Origin of the sequence: Corynebacterium sp. HMSC06C06 (genome assembly GCF_001807295.1) — a bacterium.
Taxonomy (GTDB): domain Bacteria; phylum Actinomycetota; class Actinomycetes; order Mycobacteriales; family Mycobacteriaceae; genus Corynebacterium; species Corynebacterium striatum.
Window position 1 is genome coordinate 1 of record NZ_KV788494.1, and the last position, 25183, is coordinate 25183.

General features: G+C 59.1%; 20 protein-coding genes, 1 other RNA gene and 1 pseudogene. 7 read left to right on the forward strand and 15 right to left on the reverse strand.

Going from position 1 to position 25183, the window contains the following annotated elements:
- Positions 1 to 294 precede the first annotated feature (294 nt).
- The 6 genes from HMPREF3153_RS07200 to HMPREF3153_RS07225 all read right to left on the reverse strand — a co-directional run bounded on the left by HMPREF3153_RS07200 (position 295) and on the right by HMPREF3153_RS07225 (position 7387).
- Positions 295 to 1050 (reverse strand): iron ABC transporter ATP-binding protein, encoded by a 756-nt coding sequence (locus tag HMPREF3153_RS07200; protein ID WP_005528278.1) that lies wholly within the window; start codon positions 1048 to 1050, stop codon positions 295 to 297.
- Positions 1047 to 2090 carry an iron chelate uptake ABC transporter family permease subunit gene (locus HMPREF3153_RS07205; protein ID WP_070420451.1) on the reverse strand — a complete coding sequence of 348 codons (1044 nt, stop codon included), beginning with the start codon at positions 2088 to 2090 and terminating at the stop codon, positions 1047 to 1049. The genes HMPREF3153_RS07200 and HMPREF3153_RS07205 overlap by 4 nt, the downstream gene beginning before the upstream one ends.
- Positions 2080 to 3084: an ABC transporter permease gene (locus HMPREF3153_RS07210; RefSeq protein WP_223197962.1), complete on the reverse strand. Its 1005-nt coding sequence runs from the start codon at positions 3082 to 3084 to the stop codon at positions 2080 to 2082. The genes HMPREF3153_RS07205 and HMPREF3153_RS07210 overlap by 11 nt, the downstream gene beginning before the upstream one ends.
- A gap of 69 nt (positions 3085 to 3153) precedes the next feature.
- On the reverse strand, positions 3154 to 4167 hold the full coding sequence (locus HMPREF3153_RS07215) for a siderophore ABC transporter substrate-binding protein (RefSeq protein ID WP_046645078.1): 1014 nt from the start codon (positions 4165 to 4167) through the stop codon (positions 3154 to 3156).
- A gap of 183 nt (positions 4168 to 4350) precedes the next feature.
- Positions 4351 to 5736: a M20 family metallopeptidase gene (locus HMPREF3153_RS07220; RefSeq protein ID WP_046645079.1), complete on the reverse strand. Its 1386-nt coding sequence runs from the start codon at positions 5734 to 5736 to the stop codon at positions 4351 to 4353.
- A gap of 1 nt (position 5737) precedes the next feature.
- Positions 5738 to 7387, reverse strand: a complete 1650-nt coding sequence (locus tag HMPREF3153_RS07225; RefSeq protein ID WP_070420452.1) for an AbgT family transporter — start codon at positions 7385 to 7387, stop codon at positions 5738 to 5740.
- A gap of 215 nt (positions 7388 to 7602) precedes the next feature.
- Between HMPREF3153_RS07225 and HMPREF3153_RS07230 the strand changes: the two genes are divergently transcribed.
- Positions 7603 to 8940 (forward strand): M20/M25/M40 family metallo-hydrolase, encoded by a 1338-nt coding sequence (locus HMPREF3153_RS07230; protein WP_070420453.1) that lies wholly within the window; start codon positions 7603 to 7605, stop codon positions 8938 to 8940.
- 26 nt (positions 8941 to 8966) lie between these two features.
- Here the strand turns inward: HMPREF3153_RS07230 and HMPREF3153_RS12455 are convergent.
- The 3 genes and pseudogenes from HMPREF3153_RS12455 to ssrA all read right to left on the reverse strand — a co-directional run.
- Positions 8967 to 9050: pseudogene (locus HMPREF3153_RS12455) on the reverse strand (organic hydroperoxide resistance protein); the annotation flags it as partial.
- Between the two features lie 97 nt (positions 9051 to 9147).
- Positions 9148 to 10290 (reverse strand): YihY/virulence factor BrkB family protein, encoded by a 1143-nt coding sequence (locus tag HMPREF3153_RS07235; protein ID WP_070420454.1) that lies wholly within the window; start codon positions 10288 to 10290, stop codon positions 9148 to 9150.
- A gap of 185 nt (positions 10291 to 10475) precedes the next feature.
- Positions 10476 to 10854, reverse strand: a transfer-messenger RNA (tmRNA) gene (ssrA, locus tag HMPREF3153_RS07240).
- A 198-nt stretch (positions 10855 to 11052) separates the two neighbouring features.
- Between ssrA and HMPREF3153_RS07245 the strand changes: the two genes are divergently transcribed.
- Positions 11053 to 12369 carry an SLC5/6 family protein gene (locus HMPREF3153_RS07245; RefSeq protein WP_070420455.1) on the forward strand — a complete coding sequence of 439 codons (1317 nt, stop codon included), beginning with the start codon at positions 11053 to 11055 and terminating at the stop codon, positions 12367 to 12369.
- Between the two features lie 51 nt (positions 12370 to 12420).
- On the opposite strand, the gene HMPREF3153_RS07250 is transcribed toward HMPREF3153_RS07245, so the two are convergent.
- From HMPREF3153_RS07250 to prfB, 5 genes are read right to left on the reverse strand one after another with little or no spacing between them, the layout of a single operon-like run.
- Positions 12421 to 12792 carry a DUF488 domain-containing protein gene (locus HMPREF3153_RS07250; protein WP_005528261.1) on the reverse strand — a complete coding sequence of 124 codons (372 nt, stop codon included), beginning with the start codon at positions 12790 to 12792 and terminating at the stop codon, positions 12421 to 12423.
- A 35-nt stretch (positions 12793 to 12827) separates the two neighbouring features.
- The gene (gene smpB / locus HMPREF3153_RS07255) at positions 12828 to 13328 is read right to left on the reverse strand and encodes an SsrA-binding protein SmpB (protein WP_005528259.1); all 501 of its coding nucleotides are present in this window, start codon (positions 13326 to 13328) and stop codon (positions 12828 to 12830) included.
- Positions 13329 to 13352: 24 nt separating this feature from the next.
- Positions 13353 to 14255, reverse strand: a complete 903-nt coding sequence (ftsX, locus tag HMPREF3153_RS07260) for a permease-like cell division protein FtsX (RefSeq protein WP_049146632.1) — start codon at positions 14253 to 14255, stop codon at positions 13353 to 13355.
- On the reverse strand, positions 14256 to 14945 hold the full coding sequence (gene ftsE, locus HMPREF3153_RS07265; RefSeq protein ID WP_005528255.1) for a cell division ATP-binding protein FtsE: 690 nt from the start codon (positions 14943 to 14945) through the stop codon (positions 14256 to 14258).
- 45 nt (positions 14946 to 14990) lie between these two features.
- Positions 14991 to 16103 carry a peptide chain release factor 2 gene (prfB, locus tag HMPREF3153_RS07270; RefSeq protein ID WP_070420456.1) on the reverse strand — a complete coding sequence of 371 codons (1113 nt, stop codon included), beginning with the start codon at positions 16101 to 16103 and terminating at the stop codon, positions 14991 to 14993.
- 68 nt (positions 16104 to 16171) lie between these two features.
- On the opposite strand from prfB, the gene HMPREF3153_RS07275 reads away from it, so the two are divergent.
- A complete protein-coding gene (locus HMPREF3153_RS07275) occupies positions 16172 to 16999 on the forward strand; it encodes an inositol monophosphatase family protein (protein ID WP_070420457.1) in 828 nt (275 codons plus the stop codon).
- Complete coding sequence (gene hisN / locus HMPREF3153_RS07280; protein ID WP_046645087.1) at positions 16992 to 17771, forward strand: histidinol-phosphatase; 780 nt, start codon at positions 16992 to 16994, stop codon at positions 17769 to 17771. The genes HMPREF3153_RS07275 and hisN overlap by 8 nt, the downstream gene beginning before the upstream one ends.
- Positions 17772 to 17865: 94 nt before the next feature.
- Here hisN and HMPREF3153_RS07285 read toward each other — a convergent pair whose 3' ends face one another.
- Positions 17866 to 19008, reverse strand: coding sequence for a S1 family peptidase (locus tag HMPREF3153_RS07285; protein WP_070420458.1), 1143 nt, complete (start codon positions 19006 to 19008; stop codon positions 17866 to 17868).
- Between the two features lie 237 nt (positions 19009 to 19245).
- On the opposite strand from HMPREF3153_RS07285, the gene HMPREF3153_RS07290 reads away from it, so the two are divergent.
- From HMPREF3153_RS07290 to HMPREF3153_RS07300, 3 genes are all read left to right on the forward strand, one after another.
- Entirely contained in the window at positions 19246 to 20850 is a 1605-nt protein-coding gene (locus tag HMPREF3153_RS07290; RefSeq protein WP_046645089.1) for an aspartate:alanine exchanger family transporter, read from the forward strand.
- Positions 20851 to 20926: 76 nt separating this feature from the next.
- Complete coding sequence (locus HMPREF3153_RS07295) at positions 20927 to 22114, forward strand: alpha-amylase family protein (RefSeq protein WP_070420459.1); 1188 nt, start codon at positions 20927 to 20929, stop codon at positions 22112 to 22114.
- Positions 22115 to 22260: 146 nt separating this feature from the next.
- Entirely contained in the window at positions 22261 to 25068 is a 2808-nt protein-coding gene (locus HMPREF3153_RS07300) for a class I SAM-dependent DNA methyltransferase (protein WP_070420460.1), read from the forward strand.
- The last annotated feature ends 115 nt before the right edge of the window (positions 25069 to 25183 follow it).

Consider the following 25183-nt stretch of genomic DNA (forward strand, 5'->3'; position numbering starts at 1 on the left):
TACATTGGCACACTATTGAGTTCTCAGACATCATCGCGACTTCGCTAGCTCGGAACTTCAGCTCCTAACTCTTGAAGCGACTCGGATTAACTTACTCACTTCTTTGATTTGTGTCAAATCCGTGAAGAAGAATTCATCCTCATCTCAACTTGTTAACCTTGCGGCCACCTCGTTGCGACTTGGAATAATTTAGCGCGCACTAGTGTAAGTACACAAATCGCCAGGTAAATCCCCATTTCGGGGACAAACCTGGCGTATCAAGAAGCGCCCAGAAGGTGCGACGTCGTCAAGCAGCTAGTGATAGCACGCCAACAGACCGTCGGGGCCGTTGATAACCGTGATGGGCGTATTGAAGATTGGGGTCAGCACCTCGTCGCGCATGACCTCCTCCGGATTACCGAAGGCCACCACTTCCCCATTCTTCACCGCACAGATGTGATCGGCGTAGCGGGCAGCGAAGTTGATGTCATGCAAAACAATGATGATCGTGCGCCCGAAGTTCTGCGCGGCCTCCTTGAGGTGCTTCATCATTTCCACGGAGTGCGCGATATCAAGGTTGTTGAGAGGCTCGTCCAGCAAAACGTAATCAGTCTCCTGGCACAGGACCATCGCCACATACGCGCGCTGACGCTGGCCGCCCGAGAGCTGATCCAGGTAGCGGTTCTCCAAATCGCTGAGGTGAAGGAAGTCAATGTACTTGGAGATGATCTCCTCGTCCTTAGCCGTCAGGCGGCCATGCGAGTACGGGAAGCGGCCAAACCCCACGAGCTGACGCACCGTCAGCTTCGTGATGAAGTGGTTCTCCTGCCGCAGGATGGACAAAATCTTGGCCAAGTCCTGGGACTTGGTAGAGGCGATGTCTAATCCAGCGACCTCAATGGTGCCTTCGTCGATATCGAGCAAACGCCCCACCATCGTCAACAGTGTGGACTTGCCGGCACCGTTGGGCCCCACAAGCGCGGTGATACCGCCGGCCGGAATGTCAAGGGACACTGGGCCAATGTTCGTCTCGTGCGAATAGGTCTTCGCAACGTTATTGAGTGTGATCACAGTCTGCCCTTTCGCAAAATGACGATGAGGAATACCGAGCCGCCGACGAGCTCAATGATGATGGATACAACGCCCTGTGCGTAGAAGACGTGCTGCATGAGGAAGTACGCACCCGTCAGCACAGCAAAGGCGGTGGCGATGGCCATGGGGAACAAGTATCGGTGATCGTAGGTTTCCGCGAACTGGTAGGCCAAGGTTGCCACCAAGAATCCGAGGAAGGTCATGGGACCTACGAGCGAGGTCGTGGTGGCCATGAGAACTGATACCAGGATCAGAGTAAAGATCGCGTTGAACTTGTGATTCACGCCGAGGTTGGTGGCAGCGTCGCGACCAAGCGAGAGCACGTTGAGGCGGCGGGAATTAAAGAAGAGCAACGCCGTCGCCGCAATCACCAGCGGAATTGCGATGGGAAAATACTCAGTCTCGGCATTGTTGACCGAGCCAAACAGTCGTGCCGTCAGCACGTCGAACTCGCTGGGTGTCAGCATGCGCTGCATCAGAGTGGACAGCGATCCAAGTCCGCCACCAATGACTACGCCGACCAATAGCATCGCATGCATGCTGTTGCTGCGGTTGGTCAGCAGCCACGAGTACAGGATGAGCGAGAGCACAATCATCACTGCCATCTGGAACAGGAAGGTGCCCATATTGCGGGCTTCCGTCAGGCCCGTGGCACCTAGGAAGAAGACGGTCGCAGTATTAATCGCCACGTAGAGCGATTCAAAGCCCATGATGGACGGGGTCAGGATGCGGTTGTTGGTGACTGTATGAAAGGCCACGGTCGCAACGGCTTGGCACACAGCCACGATAGCCATGGCGGTCACGGCGTCGGCGCGGCGTTGCGCGATGAGCCACCACTTACGCGTTCCGAAGTCCATGGGATTGCCATACGCCAGCAGGCCAAACGCGAAGAGTGCGCCCGCCACGATGAGCGCCACCAAGATGACCCAATACTTGCGCGCTGCTTTGGCCGACTGGAAGGAGCCTACATAGCGTTGCTTGGCGACGTCGCCTGTGCGCTGCTCTGTCTTAACGCTCACGGGTGGACCTCACAATCAGGAATACGAAGACGGCCGCGCCAATCACGCCCAGGATGACGGATACGGGCAGCTCAAACGGCGAAATGACGGTTCGGCCGATGAGGTCACACAAGGTGACCGTGGCAATACCGAGCAGGCATACCCAAGGAAGGTTTGAGCGCAGGTCATCGCCGCGGAACATGCTCACCACGTTGGGAACGATAAGTCCCAAGAAAGGCAGGGAGCCCACGACCACGGTGACCACGCCAGTGGCCACAGCGATGAGCCCGGTGCCGATGAGGATCATTCGGTTGTAATTCAGGCCCACGTTGGTGGCGATTTCTTGGCCCAAGCCGGCGACTGTGAGTTTGTCCGCGTAGAAGAACACCGCGAGCAGCACCAGCAACACGATCCACAGTACCTCGTACTGGCCCTCGTACACGGAGGTGAACGAGCCCATGAACCAGATACCCAGCTGCTGCAGTTTGTCGGTGGTCAGTGCCACGAAAGAGGACACCGCGCTGACGACGGCGCCCAGCATGATGCCGATGATCGGCACGATGAGCGAGGAGCGCAACGTGACTCGGCGCAAGAAAGCGAAGAAGACCATCGTGCCGATGAAAGAAAACACAACAGAGATGACCATGCGGCCAAGCACCGACGCGTGCGGGAGCACGATCATCGAAAAGAGAAGGCCGAGGCCTGCCCATTCCGTGGTACCCGTGGTCGTGGGTTCAACGAAGCGATTCTGGGTGAGCAGCTGCATCACCAATCCACTCATCGCCATCGCCGCGCCCGCGAGCACCAGGGCGATGGTGCGCGGAATGCGCGTGGTCATAAACATGTCGCGGCCGTCGTCGTGCTCAAGGATCGAATACTCCCCCACCATGAGCGAAAGGAGGAGCAACGCCGCTACAGCCACGACGCCGAGCAACAGCTTCCAAGTGAAAAGCTTGCCGCGGGAACGGCGCGCGGGTGGTGCTTCTTGAACCGCGGTTATCTCTGCTGAAGTCAAAATCTATCTCTTTCACACCAAAAACCGGAAAGCCTTTCGGCGTTCCGGTTTCGGTTCTATTGGTGCAGGTTAGGACTGTTTCTCAAAGGCATCGGCCAGAGCGTTGAGAATCTCAGTGTAGGTAATGATGCTCTCGTTGACGTAGGTATCAGCCGGGGCAACGTAGACGTTGCCTTCCTTGACTGCGGTCACGTTCTTCAGCGCAGCATTCTCGTTAACGAGTTTGTCGCCTGGAACGTGCTCTTTGCCTTCCTTGCTGATGGCTGCGTCGCGGTCCATGACGAGGATCCAGTCCGGGTTGGACTCAGCGATTGCCTCGACGGAGATGTCGTCGCCCTCGTGGTCATCGGTTCCTTCCGGAACCTCCAGAGCCGGGGTCATACCGATGAGGTCGAAAACCGGGCCGTAGGTGCGGCCGATCTTCGGCGCGATGTAGCCGATCTCGCCACCGGAGGTGTTCACTGCCATGACTTTCTTGGAAGGATCATAAGCTTCCTTGGCACGCTTTGCGGCTGCGTCGAAGTCCTTGATGAGCTTGGCTGCGTCCTCTTCGTGTCCGAAGGTCTTGCCCAGTGCCTCGGTGTGGCGCTTGAGTTCTTCAAAGAAGTCCTTGTTATCGCGCGGCTCAAAGTCAACGACCGGAACGTCCTCGACCAGCTTCTCAATGTCTTCCTGGTACTGCTCAAAGCGCTGGCCGTTCCAGATCACGTCTGGCTCAGCGGCAACGAGTGCCTCGAGGTCTGGCTCGCGGTGGGAACCGAGGTCAGCTGCGACGGTATCCTTGTTGTAGACATCGCGCACGGTGGAAGGTACCAGCTTCAGCGGCGCGGCGGCAATCTTGACATCCCAGTCAGCAAGAATTTCGAAAGCGCGGTTGTCCGTAACGGCTGGGGCGGTAACCGGGGCAGCAATCTTCTTCTCACCGAAGTTGTCCTCAAGAGTGATCTCCGTGGTCTCGGAGGAGGACGCTGCGGAGGTGTCAGAAGAACCGGAGGTGGACTCTTCTGCAGAAGAGCAAGCGGTCAGAGCCATCGACAGAGCTGCGACGGACGCGACGAGAGAACGACGAATCTTGGCGGTCATGATGTCCTTTTCGAGAGATTTTCGAATACTCGCCTAACCTAACTGATGTAAGCCTTACCTTTCAACCAACTTTTTGCTAGGCACGCCTACAAATGCAATAAATTGTAGGTTGCACTGCACAAAGAGGTGGTTACCCCCACCCTTGCACAGTGCAAGAAAACCTACTTCTCACCTACCCGGCACCTAGTCCGTGGCCGACTTGGCCAAGAGATCCGCCACCGAAACAGCGCCCTGTTCAGCAAACTCCGCGTTCGCTGCCGCGCGCATTTTCATGTCCGCCAAGTAGTCGATCGCTACTTGGGCCAAGCCTGCCGCCGAGTCCACTGCGGCGTCGACAGCCGCATCCGTTGCGGCCCAGCGAGCGAAGTCCTCGGTATGCAAGGCAACGTCGGACGGAGAGACCTTGACCATCGGGTGAATGCCCGGCACAAGGTGCGAGACGTTACCGAAGTCCGTGGACGCGGCAAGGGTCTCCGGCACGGTTCCCGCGGGAAGCGCCGTCCTTCCGCGCAGCGTTTGCGTGCGCGTCCACCGCTCCACCAGCGCCTCGTTGTTGCGTACCGGCAGCGTCATCGGGTGCTCGTCCCATTCGACATCGACCTGGACGCCGGCCATTAGCGCAGCCCCCTCAACGATTTCGTTAACGCGTTGGGACAAATCCATGAGGGTCTGGTTGCCCAAGGAACGCACATAGATGTGCATCGAGGCTTCACGCGGAATCACCGAAGGTCGCGCTCCCCCGCCCATGATGGCGTGGACGCGATCGCTCGGAGGCATCTGCTGACGCATCAGGCCAATGCCCTGGTAGGCCAAGGATGCTGCGTCGAGGGCGTTGCGTCCCATGAAAGGTTGCGAACTCGCGTGCGCCGCCACGCCGCGGAAGCTCACGTTGACGCTGCGGCGCCCGACCCACGCGTGCGAGCCAATGTCATAGCCAAAGCCGTGGATCATCATCGCTGCATCCACAGAGTCAAGGCTGCCGCCACGGATCATGTACTCCTTGCCCGAATGCCCCTCCTCGGCCGGGGTACCCTGCAGCAGCAGGCGCCCCTCGACGCCGCCGTTCTTACGCAGCGCCTCGACCGCGGATAGGAATCCGCCCACGCCCGCGGCAGCGATGACGTTGTGACCACAGCCGTGCCCGATACCGGGCAGCGCGTCATACTCAGCCATGATTGCCACGGTGGGATGAGATGACGCATCGAAGTTCGGGCTCCTCCACTCCGCCTCGAAAGCGGTTTCCACCCCGTAAACACCGCACCGGACGGGGAAACCGCGTTGCTCCACGACGCCGGCAAGCATGCCCATCGAGCGGTGTTCCTCGAAGGCCGTCTCTGGGTGAGCATGCAAATCCTGCACGATGTGGGCGGCAAGCTCGCGGTGGGCGTCAGCACTTTCCGACGCCGCCTTCCACAGCACGTCCTGCCCCGCATAAGCCTCCGCCAAGGATGCTTGCGCTCCCGCGTTGGCCGTTTGGACGGCCGCCACGCGCTGCGCAATGAGCTGCTCCGTGGCCTCCAGATATGCCGTTGATGGATTGTTTCTTGCGTGATTGTCGCTATCGCACACGTTATCCCTCGATGAAAATGTTGTTGCCCGGACCCAGCGGCAGGTCTGCGTAGAACCAGATGGCCAGCAGAATTGCCCACGCGGTGAAGAACGGAACCACGTATGGCATCAGGCGCGACATCAGGGTGCCCAGGCCTGCCTTCGGCTCGTAGCGCTGCAGGAATCCCAGCATCACAATCATGTACGGGTTCAGCGGAGTGATGATCTGAGTTGCAGAGTCACCCACGCGGAAGGCGCCCTGAATGAAGGCCGGCTCATAGCCCAGCAATACGAACATCGGAACGAACACTGCCGCCATCAGGGTCCACATCGAAGAACCGGAGATGATGAGCAGGTTCAGGCACGAGGCCAGGACGATGAACGCGAGGACCGCGCCGAAGCCGGTGAGACCGATGGATTCCAGGAACGCCGCGCCCTTGACCGCAGTAAAAGTACCGATGCCGGTCCACGCAAACAGCGCCACGAACTGGCCCAAGATGAAGGCCAAGATGAGGAAGCTCAACATGTCTTTCAGCGAGCCAATCATCATGTCGACGACGTCCTTGATGCCGTTGACGGTGCCCACGACCTTGCCATAGACCACACCGAGCACAAGGAAGTACAGGAAGACGATGAAGACGATGGAGCTCATCAGCGGCGACTTCGGCAGGAAGCCGCCGGTCTCGTTACGCCACGGGGATTCTGGCAGAAGAATGGCGAACAACAGTGCCGCGGTAACGATGACGGTGGCAACTGCAGACCACACCAGGCCTTTGCTTTCAGTCGGGGAAAGCTCTGCGGAGAGCTCCTCGCCGTTCTCGTCGCGGTCGCCGCGGTGCGCGGCCTCTTCCGGATCAATGTCCTCTTCCGTAGGCACTTCCTGCTTCCACATGCGCGGCTCGATGACGCGATCAGTGATGAAACCAGCCAAGACACCGAGAACAATGGAAGATGCCACATTGAAGAAGTAGTTGGACATTGCGTTCACGTCAGAGAACTCCATGCCCGGGAGGGTCTCCATAACCGCGGTGGTAATACCTGCGAACAGCGCATCCAGGGAGGTCGGGACCAGCGCGGTGGAGTAGCCAGCGCCAACGGCAGCGAAGCCACCGATGAGGCCTGCGACAGGGTGACGGCCGGCTGCCTTGAACACCATCGCCGCCAGTGGCGGAACGATAACGAAGGCAGCGTCAGCCATGACCGATGCGGTCACGCCAATGACGCCGACTGCGTAAGGCAAAAGCCATGGCTTCGCAGAGCCGAAGAGCTTGCGAATGAGGGCGGAGAGCATTCCGGAGCGCTCGGCCACGCCGACTGCCAGCATGATGGGCAGCACCGTAACCAGCGGCGGGAAGTTGATGTAATTCTCGCCCATCGTGGTGGTAAACCACGACATGCCCTCGCCGGTGAATAAGCCCTTGACGGGCTGGATTTCATCAGATCCAGGTACCTGCACCTTGATGTCCATCCACGCCATGATGGAAGAAGCAACGCCGGTGATGAGGAACAGGATCAGGAAGATGGTGAACGGCTCTGGCAGCTTGTTGCCCGCGTATTCAATGCCGTTGAGAAACTTATCGAGCCAACCGTTACTGGCTGGCTGAGTTTTCGCATCCTTTGCAGGACCTGCGCTCCCCTGCGGGTCACTCGTGGTCTCTTTTGTGATGGCCATGGTGGTTCTCCTCGTGCTTTAAGGGGATTGGTCTTTTATTTTTGGTCATCTTGCCCATTTGCCGAGGGGTTATCCCCGCAATACTTTCTAGACAATGTAACTTACATTACATGCGGCAGTGACGCACATCTCAAGTTTTTATTTATCGGTTGAGATATAGAAACCTTGGAACGTGGGACACTCAACGGCAAAACCAGAAAGGCGACTTCCTCAGAATGGGTTTATTCAACGACACTCTTGAACTCTTGCAGGGGTTAATTCGCAATCGTTGCATCAACGACGGCACCCCGGGAAGTGGCCACGAGTACCGCAACGCGGACCTGTTGGAGGAGTTCTTCGAGGGCTCGGGAGCCCAGGTGGAGCGCTTCGAGCCAGAACCCGGCCGCGTGTCGATCGCGTTTACAGTGCCCGGCAGCAACCCCACAGCGGAACCACTGACGATGCTCGGCCACCTTGACGTAGTCCCCGTTGACGAAGACAAATGGACTCACGATCCCTTCGGCGCCGAGGTGGTAGACGGCGTTTTGTACGGCCGCGGAGTATTCGACATGCTCTTCATCACGGCGTCGCAAGCCGCAGCCACGCGCGAAACAGCCCGGCGCGCACAGGCAGGCAACCCGCCACAGGGAACAGTGACCTTCGTGGGGCTCGCCGACGAAGAATCCGGCGGGAGGTTGGGCGCGCGCTGGATTTCTGAGAACCGCCCCGACGCATTTTCCTGGAAGAACTGCCTCTCCGAGACTGGCGGCTCGCATCTGCCGGTGCGTGATGGCAGCGATGCTCTGGTTATCAACGTCGGCGAGAAGGGCATCTTCCAGCGTCGCCTCCATGCCACGGGGGATACGGGGCACGGCTCCCTTCCCTATGGAAAGTCTTCATCCATCCTCACACTGGCGGAGACCGCCCGGCGCGTGGGCGCGTTGGCGATGCCGCCCGCCTATGACCACGTGTGGTCTTGGTTCGTGGAGGCGTTCCACTTCGATCCGGATACCACCGCCGCGCTTGTCGACGGATCCGCAGGGGACGCTACTTATGAGACTTTCGGTGAGCTAGCGGCGTTCGCACACTCGTTTAGTCACACCAACATCGCTTTCACGGGGATTCATGGCGGTAGCGCCATCAATGTCATCCCTTCGAAGGCTTATCTCAACCTCGACATCCGGGCGCATCCGACGGATACCGCGGATTCTGTCGACGCCGCCCTCATTGCGGCGCTGGGTGACATGGCTGATGAGATAAGGATCGAGCATCTCAACAATGAGACCCCCTCGGCATCGCCTGCAGAGGGTCCGCTCTGGGATGCGATGGCTGCGACATTTGGCGAGTTCTTCCCAGAGGCATCAGTTGTGCCCATCTACGCCTCGGGCGGCTCAGATCTGCGATTCGCCCGCCGCATGGGTGGTGTGGGCTATGGTTTCGCCCTGCATGCTCGCGCACGGGACTTAGCGAGCGCCAACAACGAGCTACATTCCCATGACGAATGCCTCCACCTGGAAGACCTAGATCTCACGGTGAAGGCATACGATGCGCTGGTTCAGCGCTTTTGTGGTTAAGAAACGGTGCTCCAGCACCGCGCCGATTAATCCTCGACGACAGAAACCTTGACGTCAATGTTGCCGCGGGTGGCGTTGCTATAAGGGCAGACCTCATGCGCCTTGTCGGCGGGGCCTGCGGAATCGGGGCCCGAGAGAAAGTGACGGGGCAGTTGTCGTTTCCGCATGCCATCCGGGTGTACCGATATGCCACACTCTCATTCATGCTCAATCTTCAAGTCGGATCTCCTTGCCCAACCCCTCCAGTTCTCTCACAGCGGCGGACTGCGCCACCGCCGAGCCCGTCGCGCGCGGCGGCGCCTGGATAACGCGCTCCGACTCGAGCCCCCGCTCCAACTCCATCGCGCGCGTAATCTCCGCGTCGATCTTCACGCCGAGGATAAACAGTGTGTTCATGATCCACAACACAAACAGCGCGATGATGACCGTACCCAGCGCGCCGTACGCGCTGCGCGCACCCACCACCGTGAGATAGACCCGCACCAGTCCCCACGCCACGACAGCACCCAGTAACGCGATAGTTGAGCCCACCGTGAGCCACTGGAATTTCCGCGTCCGCACATTCGGCGCGAAGCGATACAACAACGCCAACAGTGTCACGCTCATCACCGCCACGACCGGCCAGCGCAGCCATTGCCACACCGGCAGGAAGGAATCGACGAGGAAAGAACGCACCGAAGAAACACCCGCGACCCCACCAAAAGGCCGCAACAGCCCCACTACGATGTCGCGCTGCAGCATGAGCGCCACAAAGATCACCACGGCGCCCAGCACCATTGCGATGGTAAGAAGCCACATCACTGTCCACGTGCGCACGAGCCCGCGGCCTTCCACTCGCCCATACATCGCATTGGCACTGCGCGCGAACGCCCGCACATACGCCGAGGATGAAGACAGTGCAAGGACCACCGATAACACCAGCATGAGCGTCGACTGTTGCGTCGACCCCACCACCGCATCCACGATCCGCTGTGCGGCATCCGCCCATTCCGGCGGCAGGTACGTCCCGATGAAATCAGCCGTGAGTTTCTGCACCTGTTCCTCATTGCGCGCGAGCACCAGCGTCGCAATGGAGTACACGCCCAACACCATGGGCAGCGCCGTGAGCACCGTAAAGAACGTGAGCGTCGCCGCGCGGTCCATCATCGCGTTCATGAAGAACTCATAGCGCACCCGGCGCACAACTACCCCCCACGCCCGGCGCGACAAATGCCACGCGCCCTCCCCCGCCGAGCCATACGCCCAGGGCACCGACGTGCGCACGAGCTCCCCGCTATTGGGCGCAGCGACGGCAGGGCTTGCCGATGCCCCCTTCTTCTCACCTTCGTCCGGCGTAGCGTTGCGTGTCATACCTGCAGCTTACCGGGCCTTGCCGTTCCCAACGCAGAAACTACGACGGCAAGGATCGTGCCAACAATGAAAAGAACGACCGCGGTTATTGCAGTCCCTTTCTTTTTGTTCTTAACAACCAGGCTCACGCGATTCGGCTAAAAATTGAAAAGCCCCAGCTAGGACGTAATCTAGCTGGGACTTTGCGGTGGAGCCGCCGGGAATTGAACCCGGGTCCTTCGTCACCTCGCCAGGGCTTCTCCGTGCGCAGTCTGCACAGGATCTCTACTCGGCCCTCCGGCACGGGCAAACACGTTCCGGATGATGGGCCCAGTCGCTCTAAAAGTCCCCCACCTACCGAACGACAAGCCGGTGGAGCAAGTTCCTTAGTCGATGCCAGGAACCAGGTCAGGAACTAAACCTGGGCTGACAGACACGCGTCGCTGAAATTAGGCAGCGAGGGCGTAGTCACGCTGAGAGTTCTTCTCTGCGTTTATTGGTTGCTGCGACGCTTACGGTGGTCTCCAGCCTGCACCGGCACGCTTCCCCTGGCTCAATGTACGAAGTCGAAACCAAGTCGACCCCCTACATCCGTAGAGCGGGCATGTGCTTTCTCTACAGTTCGTACAACACTACTCCACCCAAGACTATTCCCTCAAGTCTCAAATTCCAGACATACGGGAGACTATTAATTAGCTGGAACGCATTCGTGACGTGCACTACAGCTGCTAGCCTATTTTCACACTGCTCTCAAAAATGTAAACCGATAATCAAAGGCAAACAGTGACTTCATCATCAGCAGAGAACGTGAACAGCACCAGCGCCAGCGAAGCTGCCGCACTTTCGGATGCCCACCCCGCATCAGATAACGCCCACCACGCAACCAACACGGAATGGGCCATCTCACTCTTCGGCACCGCAGTCGGTGCAGGAATCTTGTTCCTGCCCATCAACGCCGGCAGCTTCGGCTTCTGGCCGCTCGTCATCGCCACCCTCCTCATTGGCCCCATGACGTACTTCTCACACCGCGGCCTCGCGCGCATGATCTGTGCATCCCCACGTCAAGGCGATGACATCACCGAAGTCGTGACCGACTACTTCGGTAAGACCGCAGGTTTTGTCATCTCTATCCTGTACTTCCTGGCCATCTTCCCGATCGTCTTGATCTACGGTGTCTCCATCACCAACACGGTTAATAGCTTCATCGTCAACCAGCTCAACGGCACGGAAATCCCCCGTCCGTTCCTATCATTCCTGCTCGTCGGAATCATGACCGTAGTCTTCGGCTTCGGCCAGAAGATGGTCCTGAAGGTCACCCAGTTCTTGGTTTACCCGCTAATCTTCTGTCTCGGCGCGCTCTCCCTCTACCTCATTCCCCGTTGGGACTTCGACTCTTTCGCAAGCACAGGAAATGCTGACTGGAGCATCGTCGGCAGCGTCGCGCTCATCATCCCCGTCCTTGTCTTCGCTTTCAACCACTCCCCCGCCATTTCCCAGTTCTCCTTGGCTATGGTCGCAGCGCACGGCAAGGAGAAGAGCTCTGGGAACGCCTCCCGTGCACTCGCGCTTACCGCGATCTTGCTGACTGTATTCACAATGTTCTTCGTGTGGTCGTGCACCCTCGCGCTGGGTGCAGATGGCCTCGCGGAGGCACGCGAGCAAAACCTGCCAGTCCTGTCCTACCTCGCTAACGTGACGGGCGTTCCAGTGCTTGCTTTCGTGTCCCCATTCATCGCCATCGTGGCCATCGTTTCTTCCTACTTCGGCCACGTCCTCGGTGCCACCGAAGGCGGCAACTACCTGCTGCGCCGTATCGCACCAGGTGCCACGCAGAACTTCTCGCAGGCCAAGCTCAACGGAATCATGCATTTCTTCATCTTCGTGTGCGCGTGGATTGTCGCCATCATCGACCCGTCCATCCTCGGGCTCATCGAGGCCATCGGCGGCCCCTTCATCGCAGCAATCCTCTACCTACTGCCGATGTACGCCATCCACAAGATTCCGGGCCTGGCCCGCTTCCGCAACCGCTTCAGCAACTACTTCGTTGTCATCACCGGCCTGGTGGCCGTGGGCGCGGCAATCTGGGGCATCTTTAACTAACAGCTGAGCTGGCCTCACCCACCCCAGCTCAACCACCCCAGCCCAGAGGGCTTAGTTCTTCTTGTTTAACTGGGATTCCAGCCAGTCTTTTAGCACGACGGCATGGTTGACCTCCCGGTCCTTAGCGGCAAAGAGCAGCGTGACAGCTCCTTTGTCCGCAAGGGATCGCAAGGTCTCCATGTCGTCGCTGTCGTTTTCCTCAAGTTCCGCGCGATAGCGCTTCGCGAACTCATCAAAGGAATCCGGATCGTGGTTCCACCACTTGCGCAGCTGCGGCGTGGGTGCCACGTCCTTGAGCCACTCGTCCGCGCGCAGGTCCTCTTTGCTGATGCCGCGGGGCCAGAGCCTGTCCACCAACACCGTGGTGCCCTTGGTTGAGGTCTTCCCCTTGGCCATATCATGCGCCTTCGCCGTATGAATCATGCACCCAGGCTACGCCCCCGGGCGTCGCCAAGCACTTAAGCGTTGATGCCTTTCACGCGGCGTCCCAGCTCGCGAGTGATTTCGCGATCCTGATCGCGGCGCTTGATAGCCTCACGCTTGTCGTAATCCTGCTTACCTTGCGCAAGCCCCAGCTCGCACTTGGCACGGCCATCCTTGAGGTAGACCTTGAGCGGAATCAAGGTCTTGTTTCCGTCGCGCACCTGGCCCATGAGCTTGTCGATTTCGCGGCGGTGCAAAAGCAGTTTGCGGGTGCGCTTTGGCGAGTGGTTCGTCCACGTTCCCTGCGAGTACTCGGGGATGTGGAGATTGCGGATGTAGACCTCACCGTCGTCGATGGTTGCGAACGCATCGACGAGGGAAATCTTGCCCTCACGCATAGATTTGATTTCGGTTCCCACCAGGACCATGCCGCATTCGAGGGTATCGAGAATCTTGTAATCGTGACGGGCACGGCGATTGGTGGCTAGGGTCGTGTTGTTGTCGACCGCTGCTTTCTTCTTTGCCTTCTTCGCCATAATTTCTACAACTATACGCGGTGCTTACTTGCGTACATAAGCGCGCAGCGTAATTTGCGCGGTAAGCGCCGCGAAGAAGAGCGCGAGGACGCCCACGATCGGTAGAGCCACCCAGATGTCGCTGGTCTTGATTGGGGTCAAGAGCTGGGACTCGTAGAGGTTTTTCAGCGAAGGATCCAGCACGGCAGACTTGCCCACGACCACGCCAATACCGGCGAGGACCACGCCGATGAACGTACCAAGGAGTGCCTCCAACACGAACGGCGCCTGGGTAATCCAGCGGGAGGCGCCCACCATACGCATGATAGACATCTCGCGGGAGCGGTTAAAGGCGGCAATCTGGACCATGTTGGCGATAAGGAAGATCGCTGCAATGGCCATCACCGCTGCCAACAGGAAGGTGGCGTTACGGATGGAGTCGAGGTTGTTCGCAGCACCGCGCACCTCCTCCTGCTGGTCGATGACCTCACTGACCGCAGGGTTGTCCTTAATTGCGTCGATTGGCGCAGTGTTCGTCGGATCAACGAGGCGGACGTGGAACGCCGCCGGCAGCGCATCTGGAGAGGTCTCCTCCACCATGACCGGATCGGTTTCCTGGAAAAGCTCCACGAAGCGGTCGTAGGAAGCCTGACGGTCGCGGTAGGTCACCGACTCAATGCCATCATCTTCCTCGAGCTGCTTCTTCAGGTCGGCACAGGCTGGCGAGGTACAGCTCGGGTCATTAGCGGAGATGTCCTCGTTGAGCTGGATCATTACCTCAACGCGCTCCAAGTAGAGGCCCTTGGTGTCGTTGGTCATGTTAGTCACCAGCACGCCGGCCACCACGAGGGCTACAGAAATGGCGGTGGTGATGACCATAGCGATGGTCATAGTCAGGTTTCGGCCCAGTCCTTTGAAGGCCTCGCGCGTTACTAGTCCCAGTTGCATTTAGAGCGCCTCCCCGTACAGTGCGTTGGCTTCGTCGCGCACGAGCTTTCCGTTGTGAAGCTCGAGGACCCTTTGGCGGGCGTCGTTAACCGCGCGGGCGTTGTGCGTCGACATAACCACGGTGGTACCACGGCGATTGATCTGAGTGAGCAGGCTCAAAATTTCAGTGGCCGTACCCGGATCCAGGTTGCCGGTGGGCTCGTCGGCCAGCACCAGCTTCGGACGGTTGACGAACGCGCGGGCCACAGCCACGCGCTGCTGCTCACCACCGGACAGCTCGTGCGGCATGCGGTGCTGCTTCGAACCCAGCCCCACCATCTCGAGGACCTCCGGCACGGCCTTGTCGATCTTCGACTTCTTCTTGCCAATTACCTCGAGCGCAAAGGCTACGTTTTGATAGACGTTGAGCTTCGGCAGCAGGCGGAAGTCTTGGAAGACGTAACCGATGGACTGGCGCAGCTGATTGATCTGGCGCCCCTTCAAGGCATTGACGTGGAAGTTGTCAAAGTGAATGTCGCCAGAGCTGACGTTCGTTTCACGCACCATCAGCTGAAGGAACGTGGACTTACCGGAGCCAGAAGGGCCGATAAGGAACACGAACTCGCCGTCTTCGATTTCAAAGGAGACATCGTCAAGCGCAGGTCTGGTCGACGTCTTATAGACCTTGGACACATTTTCAAAGGTGATCACTCAAGCCACATTAGCAACACGAGTTAACAACAGAAAGTATAAAAACTAACTTTCCTTCTCTGCCTTCTGCGCCTCAGCCATTCGCCACCGAATGCCAGCCTCCAGGAATCCGTCCAAGTCACCGTCCAGAACCTTCGAGGGATCGCCTACCTCATAGTTAGTGCGCAGGTCCTTGACCATCTGATACGGGTGCAAAACATAGGAACGCATCTGATTACCCCACGAGGCGTTTCCGCCCGCACCCAGCGCATCAAGCTCGGCGCGCTCCTCTTGACGCTTGCGCTCCAAAAGCTTGGCCTGCAGGACGCGCATTGCTGACGCCTTATTCTGAATCTGGGACTTCTCGTTCTGACACGTCACCACGATGCCGGTTGGGATGTGTGTCAGACGCACCGCGGAGTCGGTGGTGTTGACGGACTGTCCGCCAGGACCCGAGGAACGGTAGACGTCCACGCGCACATCCCCATCCGGGACGTCGATATGGTCGGTCTGCTCAACCACCGGCAACACTTCCACTTCAGCAAAGGAGGTCTGGCGGCGGCCTTGGTTATCAAAGGGCGAGATGCGCACCAAGCGATGTGCGCCCTGCTCCACGGAAAGCTGGCCATACATGTACTCGCCGTGCACCACGAAGGTCGCGGACTTAATGCCAGCCTCTTCCGCATAAGAGATGTCATAGACGTCCACCTTGTGGCCGTGCTTTTCGGCCCAGCGGGTGTACATGCGCATGAGCATCTCCGCCCAGTCCGCGGCATCGATGCCGCCGGCGCCCGAGCGAATGTTGATGACAGCCTCACGCGGGTCATACTCGCCAGAGAGCATAGTGGTCACCTCCAACGCCTCGATGGCAGCACCCAGGTCCTCCAGCTCGTCGTCGGCAAGCGCGGTGTCCCCCTCTTCCTCCGCCAACTCGAACATGACGGGCATATCGTCCACACGCGAACGCAGGCTCTCCAGCTTGCGAATCTTGGCCTGCGCGGCTGAAAGAGCGGAAGTTACCTGCTGAGCGTGAGCGGGATCATCCCACAAAGAGGGGTCCCCAGCCTGTGCCTCCAGCTCACGAACCTGCTCAGCTAAAGCCGCAGGATCCATCACCTTTTCAATGGTGGCGAGGGTGGAATCCAGTTCTGCAAGACGGGCTGATTGTTCGGGACGCATAGGGCCCAAGTCTACCTGCGCAGCAACCGCAATTAGCCATCGGCCGCATTTAGCGCGACAATATCCGCATGACTCAACAGCCGAGCTTGAATGAGATGATCGATGCGATCACCAAGACCTTTCTGGTAGCTCACGTCGACGACACCGATGCGCACCTTGCGCAGGCGCTCGTCTACAACGCAGGACGCCTCGCCTGGCGCATGCGTGAGCAGGGCGTCGACATTGACCAGAAGACCTCTATTTCTGACGTCGTCACGGATGCGGACCGCGCCGCCGAACGCTTCGTCGCCGGTGTCCTCGAGGTCGTCCGCCCCGAGGACGGAATCCTCGGTGAGGAAGGCGCCACACGCCCCTCCACCTCCGGCCGCACGTGGGTCATCGACCCAGTAGACGGCACCTACAACTTCAGCTCCGGCTCTGACTACTGGTGCTCCGCGCTCGCGCTAACCGACGCCGAGGGCGTCATCTTCGGCGCAGTCCACCGCCCTGCCATGGGATACACCTGGTTCGGCGGCCGTGACTTCCCTACCTCCCGGGATGGAAAGGACGTGGCGAAGCTGCAGAATCAATCTGCCAAAGAGATCAGCATGGCCACCTACCTCCACCCCACCTCCATCCAAGACGCAGATATCCGCGCCGCTTGGCAGAGAGTCGGCGAAAAGTTTGCTACAGTCCGAATGCTTGGCGCGGGCTCAGTTGATCTCTCTTCTGTGGCTGACGGCACCTGGGGTGCCTGGATGCAGCACAGTGTGGCCGACTGGGACTGGTTCCCCGGCAAGGCCTTGGTTGAAGCAGCCGGCGGCGCTGCCCGCAAGGTAGAAGCAGGCGGTGTGGAATGGTGCATCGCCGGTAATAAACAAGTAGTTGACGAGATGGAGGAATGGCTCCGTGGGTAAGTGCAAAGAAGACCTCGGACTCGCGTTGGAACTCGCGGGCCACGCGGATGTCATCACGATGAATCGCTTTGAGGCTTCCGATCTTTCGGTTAAGGACAAGCCGGACATGACCCCGGTTTCCGACGCCGACTTGGCTTGTGAAAAGCAGATTCGCGAGGCCCTCAAGCGCTCGCGCCCACGCGACGAGGTCCTGGGCGAGGAGTTCGGCGGCACCCCGACGTTTAAGGGACGCCAGTGGGTCATCGACCCCATCGACGGCACCAAGAACTTCGTGCGCGGCGTCCCGGTGTGGGCAACGCTCATCGCTTTGCTGGAGGACGGCGAGCCTGTGGTCTCTGTGATCTCCGCACCTGCTTTGCGACGTCGCTGGTACGCCGCCAAGGGCGGCGGCGCCTACCGCGTCTTCGGCGGAGAGCCCAAGCGCCTGCACGTCTCCCAGGTCGAAAAACTCGAGCATGCTTCGGTGGCCATGAGCTCCCTGGCAGGCTGGGCTGAGCGCGGCCTACAGGATCGCTTCATCGAGCTCACGGAAAAGACCTGGCGCCTGCGCGGCTACGGTGATTTCTGGAACTACTGCCTCGTTGCCGAAGGTGCCGTGGACATCGCCGCTGAGCCAGAGGTGTCCCTGTGGGACCTCGCGGCCCCTTCCCTGCTGGTCACCGAGGCCGGCGGCAAATTCACCTGCCTCACCGGCGAGGAAGGCCCACACAACGGCTCGGCAGTGGCCAGCAACGGACTGCTTCACGACTCCGTCCTCGGCATCCTGAACTAGGCCAAAGAGAAAGCGGCGGTGGGGGAAGTCTCATAAACTTCCCCCACCGCCGCTTTTGGCGTTTTGTACTTAGAAAAGCAATTCGCCTTTGCTTTTAGTGCTGTGGCAGCACAAAACCTGCGCCAACTCCGCCGCGACGGTTCATGTCTGCGAGGATTGCATCCATGTTCATGGCCACGGTTGGGTTGTGCAGCGGGCCCTGCAATGGGCTGCGGCACTCCGGCAGGCCTGGGATAAGTCCGCGGGAGACCGTGCCGATGATCCGACCGTTGCTCATGACCGGTGCACCCGAATCGCCCACCATGGCGCAGATCTGATTGATTTGCACCTCGCGCGATTGCTGGTAGGTCACGCCACAGGTGGTACCGGTGGCAACACCAGTCTTGCAGGTCAGCTCGCCCGGCTTGGCAGTGCCGCCCAACTGCGTTGCGGTAACGCCATTGTAGGAACGAGAGATCTCTGCTTTGGAACCGAACTCGATCACGGTGTAGTCGAGGTACTCATTCTTTGCGGCGATGGTGCCCGTGGTTCCTACCTGCCAGGAATCTGCAGAAGAGACCGAGTCGCCCACATTGCCACAGTGGCCAGCGGTCAGGCCCACCTTGCGACCCGCCGCGTCAGTGCCGGCTGCGGTCAGGGTGCACATGGTGTCCTGGTTGACGTAGAGCGGCGTGCCCGGGCCATACAAGGACTTGCCGCGAGTCATGGCAGCGTTGGATTCCTCCGGAATGCGGGGGGCATCGAAGTAGGATGCTGGCACGCGGTGCAACACGTAGTCGTCGAATGGCTTAGCAGCCGCTACTTTGGAAAGAGCGTCATTTTTCCACACGTAGTTTGGGTCAGTGCCCTGTGGCTTAAACTCCGGCTGTGTTGCATTCTCGATCATCCCGATGGGATTTGGATTAGTCAACGGCTGCGCGTACTGCTGCGTGTTGTGTTCACGCGCAACAAACTGCTCTGTGGCGGGTTGCCACTTCGCAATTTCTGACTGCACCTGCGCGATCGCAGTGTTCGCGTCACTGACCGCTTGGTTGACTGCGGCGGTCACGCCAGAGGCCGCACCAAAACGTGCGATTTCGCTGTTGAACTGGTTTAAAACGGCAGTGGTGACTGCGTCGGAACCCGTTGGAGCAGAAGCTGGAAGCTCTTGGGCGCCGGCCGTGGGGCTCGCAAAGAAAAACGCACCTACGAAAGCCGAGCCCACGATGACTTTCTTAAGATGCGGAATACGAATCATGAACAATTCCCTCAATCTATCTTGCTATTGGTCTAGCCTCCCACATACTGTCACGTGCCACCCCTACGTGACGCGCTCTGAGCGTTCTGTGTCCAAGCCGTTACCTTTTACACAGCCAGCGGGTGCACCCGCATCTTCAGACCCGAATCTCGCGCCAGAAATCAGTTTCCTCGCTATGCTGTTGAGGCCCAATCTTGGCCTCGTTCACTGCCCCCAACCGTTCTCAAGGAACTCGACGTGACTCAGCTTCTCGCCTTCCTGGCTGATCAGCCTATCCTCCTTGTCTTTGCCCTCATCGGCGTAGGAATGGCGCTCGGCAACATCAAACTAAAAGGCGTCAGCCTGGGGGCTGCGGCCGTGCTATTCCTCGGCATTGCTTTTGCCGCGGCGTCGGCAAGCACCGGCAGCGCCGTGAGCGTGCCGCCCGTCATTGGCACGTTCGGCCTAGTTATCTTCGCCTTCGGCATCGGCAATAATTCCGGCATCGTCTTCTTCCAGTCCTTGCGCACCGCCACCGCGCCCGTATTATCCATGATTGCGGTATTCATCATCGCAGCCATCGCGGCGCACACCGTGGGCACATACGTATTTGGGCTAGACATCTCAGTGATCGCCGGAACCTTCGCTGGGGCCATCACCAACACCCCCTCGCTCGCCGCGGCTGCGGAAGCCACCGGGGACGGTGCCGCCGCCACGGTGGGCTACGCGGTGTCCTACCTGTTCGGCGTAATCGGCATGATGATCGTGGCAACGCTCTTGCTTCGCGACGCCCCCAATGACACCGACAAGGCTGCGCCCGTCACTCGCCTGCACATGCAGATTACGCGCAAAGAAGGCATCAGTATCGCAGACCTCCTCGCGGCCGGGAACAACGAGATTCAGGTCACCCGTTTGCGCCGGGTGGGAAGCAACCTCATCATCATTCCGGGCTATCTCGACGAGCTCAACCCCGGTGACGTGGTGACGGTGGTTGGAACACCGAAGGACCTCGACGCCGTGTTATTGGCTGGTGGACGCGAATCGCCACAGATTTTGGACGATGACCGCCACGACCTAGATTTCCGCCGCATTACCATTTCTCAGCACCAGCTAGCGGGCAAGACCATCGCGCAAGTCAACAACGCGCTCAATGACCGGTGGGGAGCACGCATCTCCCGCATCCGCCGTGGCGACGAGGACCAGGTGGCCAACCCCGAGTTCCTCGTGGAGTTGGGTGACCGTGTCCGCGTGGTCGGACCCGCTGGCCACTTGAAGGCCATCTCCAAGTACCTGGGTGATTCCTCGCATGGCCTGACCGACATCAACCCGGTCGCGCTGGGTCTGGGCTTGGCTTTGGGTATCCTCTTGGGCCATATCGACATTCCGCTGCCGGGAGAGGCCACGCTCAACCTCGGCGCTGCCGCGGGTGTTCTCTTGGTGGCGCTCGTTATGGGCCGTATCGGTCGAATCGGCAAGATGATCACCGCTTTGCCGCATTCGGCAAACACCGTCTTGGCGGATTTGGGCCTCCTGCTTTTCCTTGCGCAAGCCGGCACCAACGCCGGCGGGCAGATTGCCGGTGCGTTCTCCAGCGGCGCTTGGTGGAAGATCCTGTTGCTCGGAATGCTTGTCACCACCATCGTCGCGGTGGGCATCGCGCTCGTGATGCACAGGATGTTGGGCAATGGCGCCACGAAGACTGCGGGCATCTTGGCCGGTGCGCAGACGCAGCCGGCAATCCTCGCTTTTGTGAACAACCGCACCGCCGCCGATACCCGCGTAACGTTGGGTTACACACTGGTCTATCCGGCGGCAATGATTTCGAAGATCCTTATCACCCACGGCCTTGCGCTTTTGGGCTAACTCGGCCGCTGGCAGCGGGTATCGTGGGGGCCACGACTATTCGGCCCCGGTTTTGCCTTTAAGGAGCGTTTTAACGATGTCTGCTTTTGACCACGCCGTGTGGTGGCACGTTTACCCGCTGACTGCTTGCGGGGCACCCATCCGCGAGGAACACACCTCAGCCCCACGCCTTAAGCGCTTGGAGGCATGGATGGACTACGTGGTGGAGTTGGGCTGCAACGGCTTGTTGTTGGGTCCGATTTTTGCCTCCATGAGTCATGGGTATGACACCGTGGACTACTACCGTTTGGACCCGCGTCTAGGCACGGATGACGAGTGGGACGCGTTTGTCGACGCCGCCCATTCCCGCGGCCTGCACATCATGCTGGACGGTGTGTTCAACCATGTGGGCGCGCAGCATCCGTTGGCCGCACACCCGACTGAAGACAACGCGGGAATGGTGCAGGAGTCCGGCTGGGAGGGCCACGAGCAGCTGCGTGAGCTCAACCATGCGGACCCGCGTGTAGCTGACATGGTCGTGGACATCATGTACCACTGGCTGGGCAAGGGCGCTGACGCTTGGCGTCTTGATGTGGCCTATGCCGTGCCCTCGGAGTTCTGGGCCACGGTCACTGAGCGCGTACGTGAGCGCTTCCCCAACGTTGCTTTTCTGGGTGAGGTCCTCCACGGTGACTTCGCGGCGATTGGGCGCGCGGGTCACCTCGATGCGGTCACGGCATATGAGTTGTGGAAAGGAACGTGGAGCTCCATTCATGACGTGAACTTTTGGGAGCTCGCCCACGCACTGGAGCGCCATGCCGAGTTCTCCTCCACGATGACGATGCAAACCTTCGTGGGCAATCACGACGTCAACCGCATCGCCAGCCAGGTGGGCGACGCCGGCGCGGTGCTGGCCGCCACAATCTTGTTCACCGTCCCCGGCATGCCAAGCGTCTACTACGGCGACGAGCAAGCATTCCGCGGCGAGAAGGCCGAGGGATTCGCCGCCGACGATCCAATCCGGCCTCCCCTGCCGGAGAACCCCGCTGAACTCGCTGAGTTGGGCTGGTGGCTCTATCACCTCTACCAGGAGCTCATTGCTTTGCGACGCCGCAACGACTGGCTCACCCACGCCTTACTTGAGGTCCGCGACAAGGCCAACGAATCCATCACCTATGCCGTCACAACGCCTGAGCACGAGTGCTTGGTGTCCTTACACGCCGGCGATCACCATGCAACCACGGTGACTATTGATGGCTACACCGAGTTTGAGTGGCGAGGTTAAAACAACAGGGCAGTGACGGCGAAAGGCCCGCCTACAGTTCCAGCGACTCGGGGGTTGATTCAGCTGGGCGGGCGGGGCTTTACTGCCCGGTACCCTATCCGGCGTTTCGGCCCTGCGTATGTCGAGCACATGAGACAATTACCCTCATGGCTGAGATGACACACGTGCAGCGCGTAAGTGCTGCTAGAGACTTCGCTGCGCGCTGGAAAGACCGTGGCGCTGAAAAATCAGATACCCAACAGTTCTGGATTGACCTGTGTTCCAACGTGCTTGGCATGGAAGACCAGACCACAGCGCTGCACTTCGAATCTCGCACCACCGGCGCTGGCTGGATTGACGTTGTTGTCCCCGATGCGAAGACGTTCATCGAGCAGAAGTCACTCGGCATCGACATGGATAAGCCTGAGCCGCGCCAGGGCTCGATGGTCACGCCCTACCAGCAGGCTAAGCGCTACGCGGACCAGCAGCGTAACTCCAAGCGCCCGGACTACATCGTCATCTGTAACTTCGACGAGTTCCGCATTCACAATCTCGATGATGACTTCCCGGAGACCGAGTATGAGTCATTCAAGCTCGAAGAACTTCCAGAGCAGCTGCATCTGCTTGACTTTCTAGTAGACCCACAGGCGCAGCGCGCCCGCCGCGAGCAGAAGGCATCGTTGCAGGCTGGCGAACTTATCGGCAAGCTGTACAAGCTACTGCGCGAACAATACGTTGACCCGGACTCTGCCGCGTCGCAGCACGCGCTCAATGTCCTCTGTGTGCGCCTGGTGTTCTGTCTGTTTGCCGAGGATGCAGGTATCTTTCCGAAGAACGCAGTACTGAACTACTTAGCCCCAGTCAACGCGCCCGCAATGCGTCTCGCGCTCAAGCGCCTGTTCAAGCAGCTAGATACTCCCATGGATCTGCGTGACCCGTATGATGAACAGGCACTTGCGGTAATACCCTACGTCAACGGTGGCCTGTTCACTGATGCCGATATCGAGATTCCCAACTTCACAGATGAAATTCGGGAGTTACTGATCTCCGAGTTGTCGGCGGATACTGACTGGTCACAAATTAGCCCAACCATCTTCGGCGGTGTCTTCGAGTCCACGCTGAACCCCGAGACTCGTCACGCGGGCGGTATGCACTACACGAGTCCCGAAAACATCCATAAGGTCATCGACCCATTATTCCTGAACGCGCTGACTGACGAGTTGGCAAGCATCATCAACGAACCGGGCGTTGGTGCAGTCAAGCGGCGCAACAACTTGAAGCGCTACCACGACAAGTTGGCCGGTCTGACCTTCTTCGACCCTGCCTGTGGTTCGGGCAACTTCCTCACGGAGACCTATATCAGCCTGCGCCGCTTGGAAAACAAGGTTCTCTCTGAGCTGGCCAATGACCAGACCGCACTCGACTTCGGCGGCGAGTCCTCGCAGCTCCAAGTCCATATTAGCCAGTTTTACGGCATCGAGATTAACGACTTCGCGGTATCAGTCGCGCAGACTGCGCTTTGGATTGCCAAGCTACAAGCCGACGCGGAGACCGAGATTCTCACCTCAGCAAACATCGATAACCTTCCGCTGCGCGACTCTGCGAACATCATGCTTGGCAACGCGCTACAGCTCGACTGGGCAGACATCCTTGAACCGGACCAGTGCAGCTTCGTTATTGGAAACCCACCATTTTTGGGCGCGCGTAACCAGTCCAAGGAGCAGAAGGCGGAGCTGCAGGCGGCGTTCAAGTCCATCGGCGCGACGAAGAACCTGGGCAACATCGATTACGTGGGTGGTTGGTACGCCAAGGCCGCTGAGTACCTGGGTGACAACGACATCCGTGCCGCCTTCGTCTCAACCAACAGCATCTGCCAAGGCGAACAGGTAGCTAACGTATGGAGTCCACTATGGGACATGGGCATTCGCATCGACTTTGCTCACGACACGTTCAAGTGGACCAACGGCGCAGCAGACCAAGCAGCGGTGTTCTGTGTCATCGTCGGCTTCTCCAAACTCGGCGGGCCGAAGACACTCTTCCACTACCCCACAGTGACGGGCGAGCCTGAAATAAGCCACCCGAAACAACTAAACGCTTACCTCAAGGACGCGCCCGAGGTCTTCGTATGGAACCGGTCTAAGCCGCTTTCAGATGTACCCATCATGGGGATTGGCTCGCAACCTATCGACGATGGAAACTACCTGTTCACAGCCGAAGAGAAAGCGGAGTTCCTGGCGGCTGAGCCGAAGGCAGCGCCCTTCTTCCACCGCTGGTACGGCTCGCGCGAGTTCATCCAAGGCGTTGAGCGTTGGGTCATGTGGGTTGGCGATGCTACGCCGGCACAGCTTCAAAGCTTGCCCCGGGTGAGAGAACGAGTCGAAGCAGTCAGAGCATACCGCCTTAAGTCAAGGCGATCACAGACGCTGAAGGCTGCTGAAACTCCACAAAGATTCGGGACGCAGATTATTGCGACCTCGAACTCTCTACTCATCCCTGAAGTGTCCTCTCAGCGCCGAAACTACATACCTATCGGATTCATCACACCGGAAAACTTTTGCTCGAACAAGGTAAAGCTAGTCTCCGAAGCCACGAGATACCATTTCGCTGTGCTTCATTCTCGGTTACACAATGCTTGGATGCGCGTCGTAGGCGTGCGCCTGAAGTCGGATTACAGCTACTCTGCGGGTGTGGTCTACAACAACTTCATCTGGCCTGATGTCACGCCTGAACAGGAAGCGGAAATTGCCCAGCTCGGCCAGGCCGTGCTCGAGGCACGCGCCCAGTACCCAGACTCGACCATCGCGCAGATGTATGACCCCGACAACGACTGGATGTACCCCGAGCTCACCAAGGCTCACGCGGCCCTGGATGCAGCTGTCGAGCGTGCCTACGGTCTAGAACCTGGATGCGAAGAGAAAACCATCGTTGAGCATCTGTTCGAGCTCTACTCTCAAGCCATAAAAAAGGCTTCCTAGCTGGAAAAATAAAACCTCATAAGCCGTAAGGCGCATGAGGCTATTTCGATTCCTGCTGGCTAGAAATTGTAGGTTAAGTAGTGTCAGATGCGGGTTTTGGGTACCGGTGTTCCGG

Excerpts from the sequence above, each read along its gene's own strand:
- HMPREF3153_RS07215 (WP_046645078.1), bottom strand. The coding sequence starts at position 4,167 with ATGACCGCCAAGATTCGTCGTTCTCTCGTCGCGTCCGTCGCAGCTCTG.
- HMPREF3153_RS07225 (WP_070420452.1), bottom strand. The coding sequence starts at position 7,387 with ATGGCCATCACAAAAGAGACCACGAGTGACCCGCAGGGGAGCGCAGGT.
- HMPREF3153_RS07230 (WP_070420453.1), top strand. The coding sequence starts at position 7,603 with ATGGGTTTATTCAACGACACTCTTGAACTCTTGCAGGGGTTAATTCGC.
- HMPREF3153_RS07235 (WP_070420454.1), bottom strand. The coding sequence starts at position 10,290 with ATGACACGCAACGCTACGCCGGACGAAGGTGAGAAGAAGGGGGCATCG.
- HMPREF3153_RS07250 (WP_005528261.1), bottom strand. The coding sequence starts at position 12,792 with ATGATTCATACGGCGAAGGCGCATGATATGGCCAAGGGGAAGACCTCA.
- smpB (WP_005528259.1), bottom strand. The coding sequence starts at position 13,328 with ATGGCGAAGAAGGCAAAGAAGAAAGCAGCGGTCGACAACAACACGACC.
- ftsX (WP_049146632.1), bottom strand. The coding sequence starts at position 14,255 with ATGCAACTGGGACTAGTAACGCGCGAGGCCTTCAAAGGACTGGGCCGA.
- prfB (WP_070420456.1), bottom strand. The coding sequence starts at position 16,103 with ATGCGTCCCGAACAATCAGCCCGTCTTGCAGAACTGGATTCCACCCTC.
- HMPREF3153_RS07275 (WP_070420457.1), top strand. The coding sequence starts at position 16,172 with ATGACTCAACAGCCGAGCTTGAATGAGATGATCGATGCGATCACCAAG.
- HMPREF3153_RS07285 (WP_070420458.1), bottom strand. The coding sequence starts at position 19,008 with ATGATTCGTATTCCGCATCTTAAGAAAGTCATCGTGGGCTCGGCTTTC.
- HMPREF3153_RS07295 (WP_070420459.1), top strand. The coding sequence starts at position 20,927 with ATGTCTGCTTTTGACCACGCCGTGTGGTGGCACGTTTACCCGCTGACT.
- HMPREF3153_RS07300 (WP_070420460.1), top strand. The coding sequence starts at position 22,261 with ATGGCTGAGATGACACACGTGCAGCGCGTAAGTGCTGCTAGAGACTTC.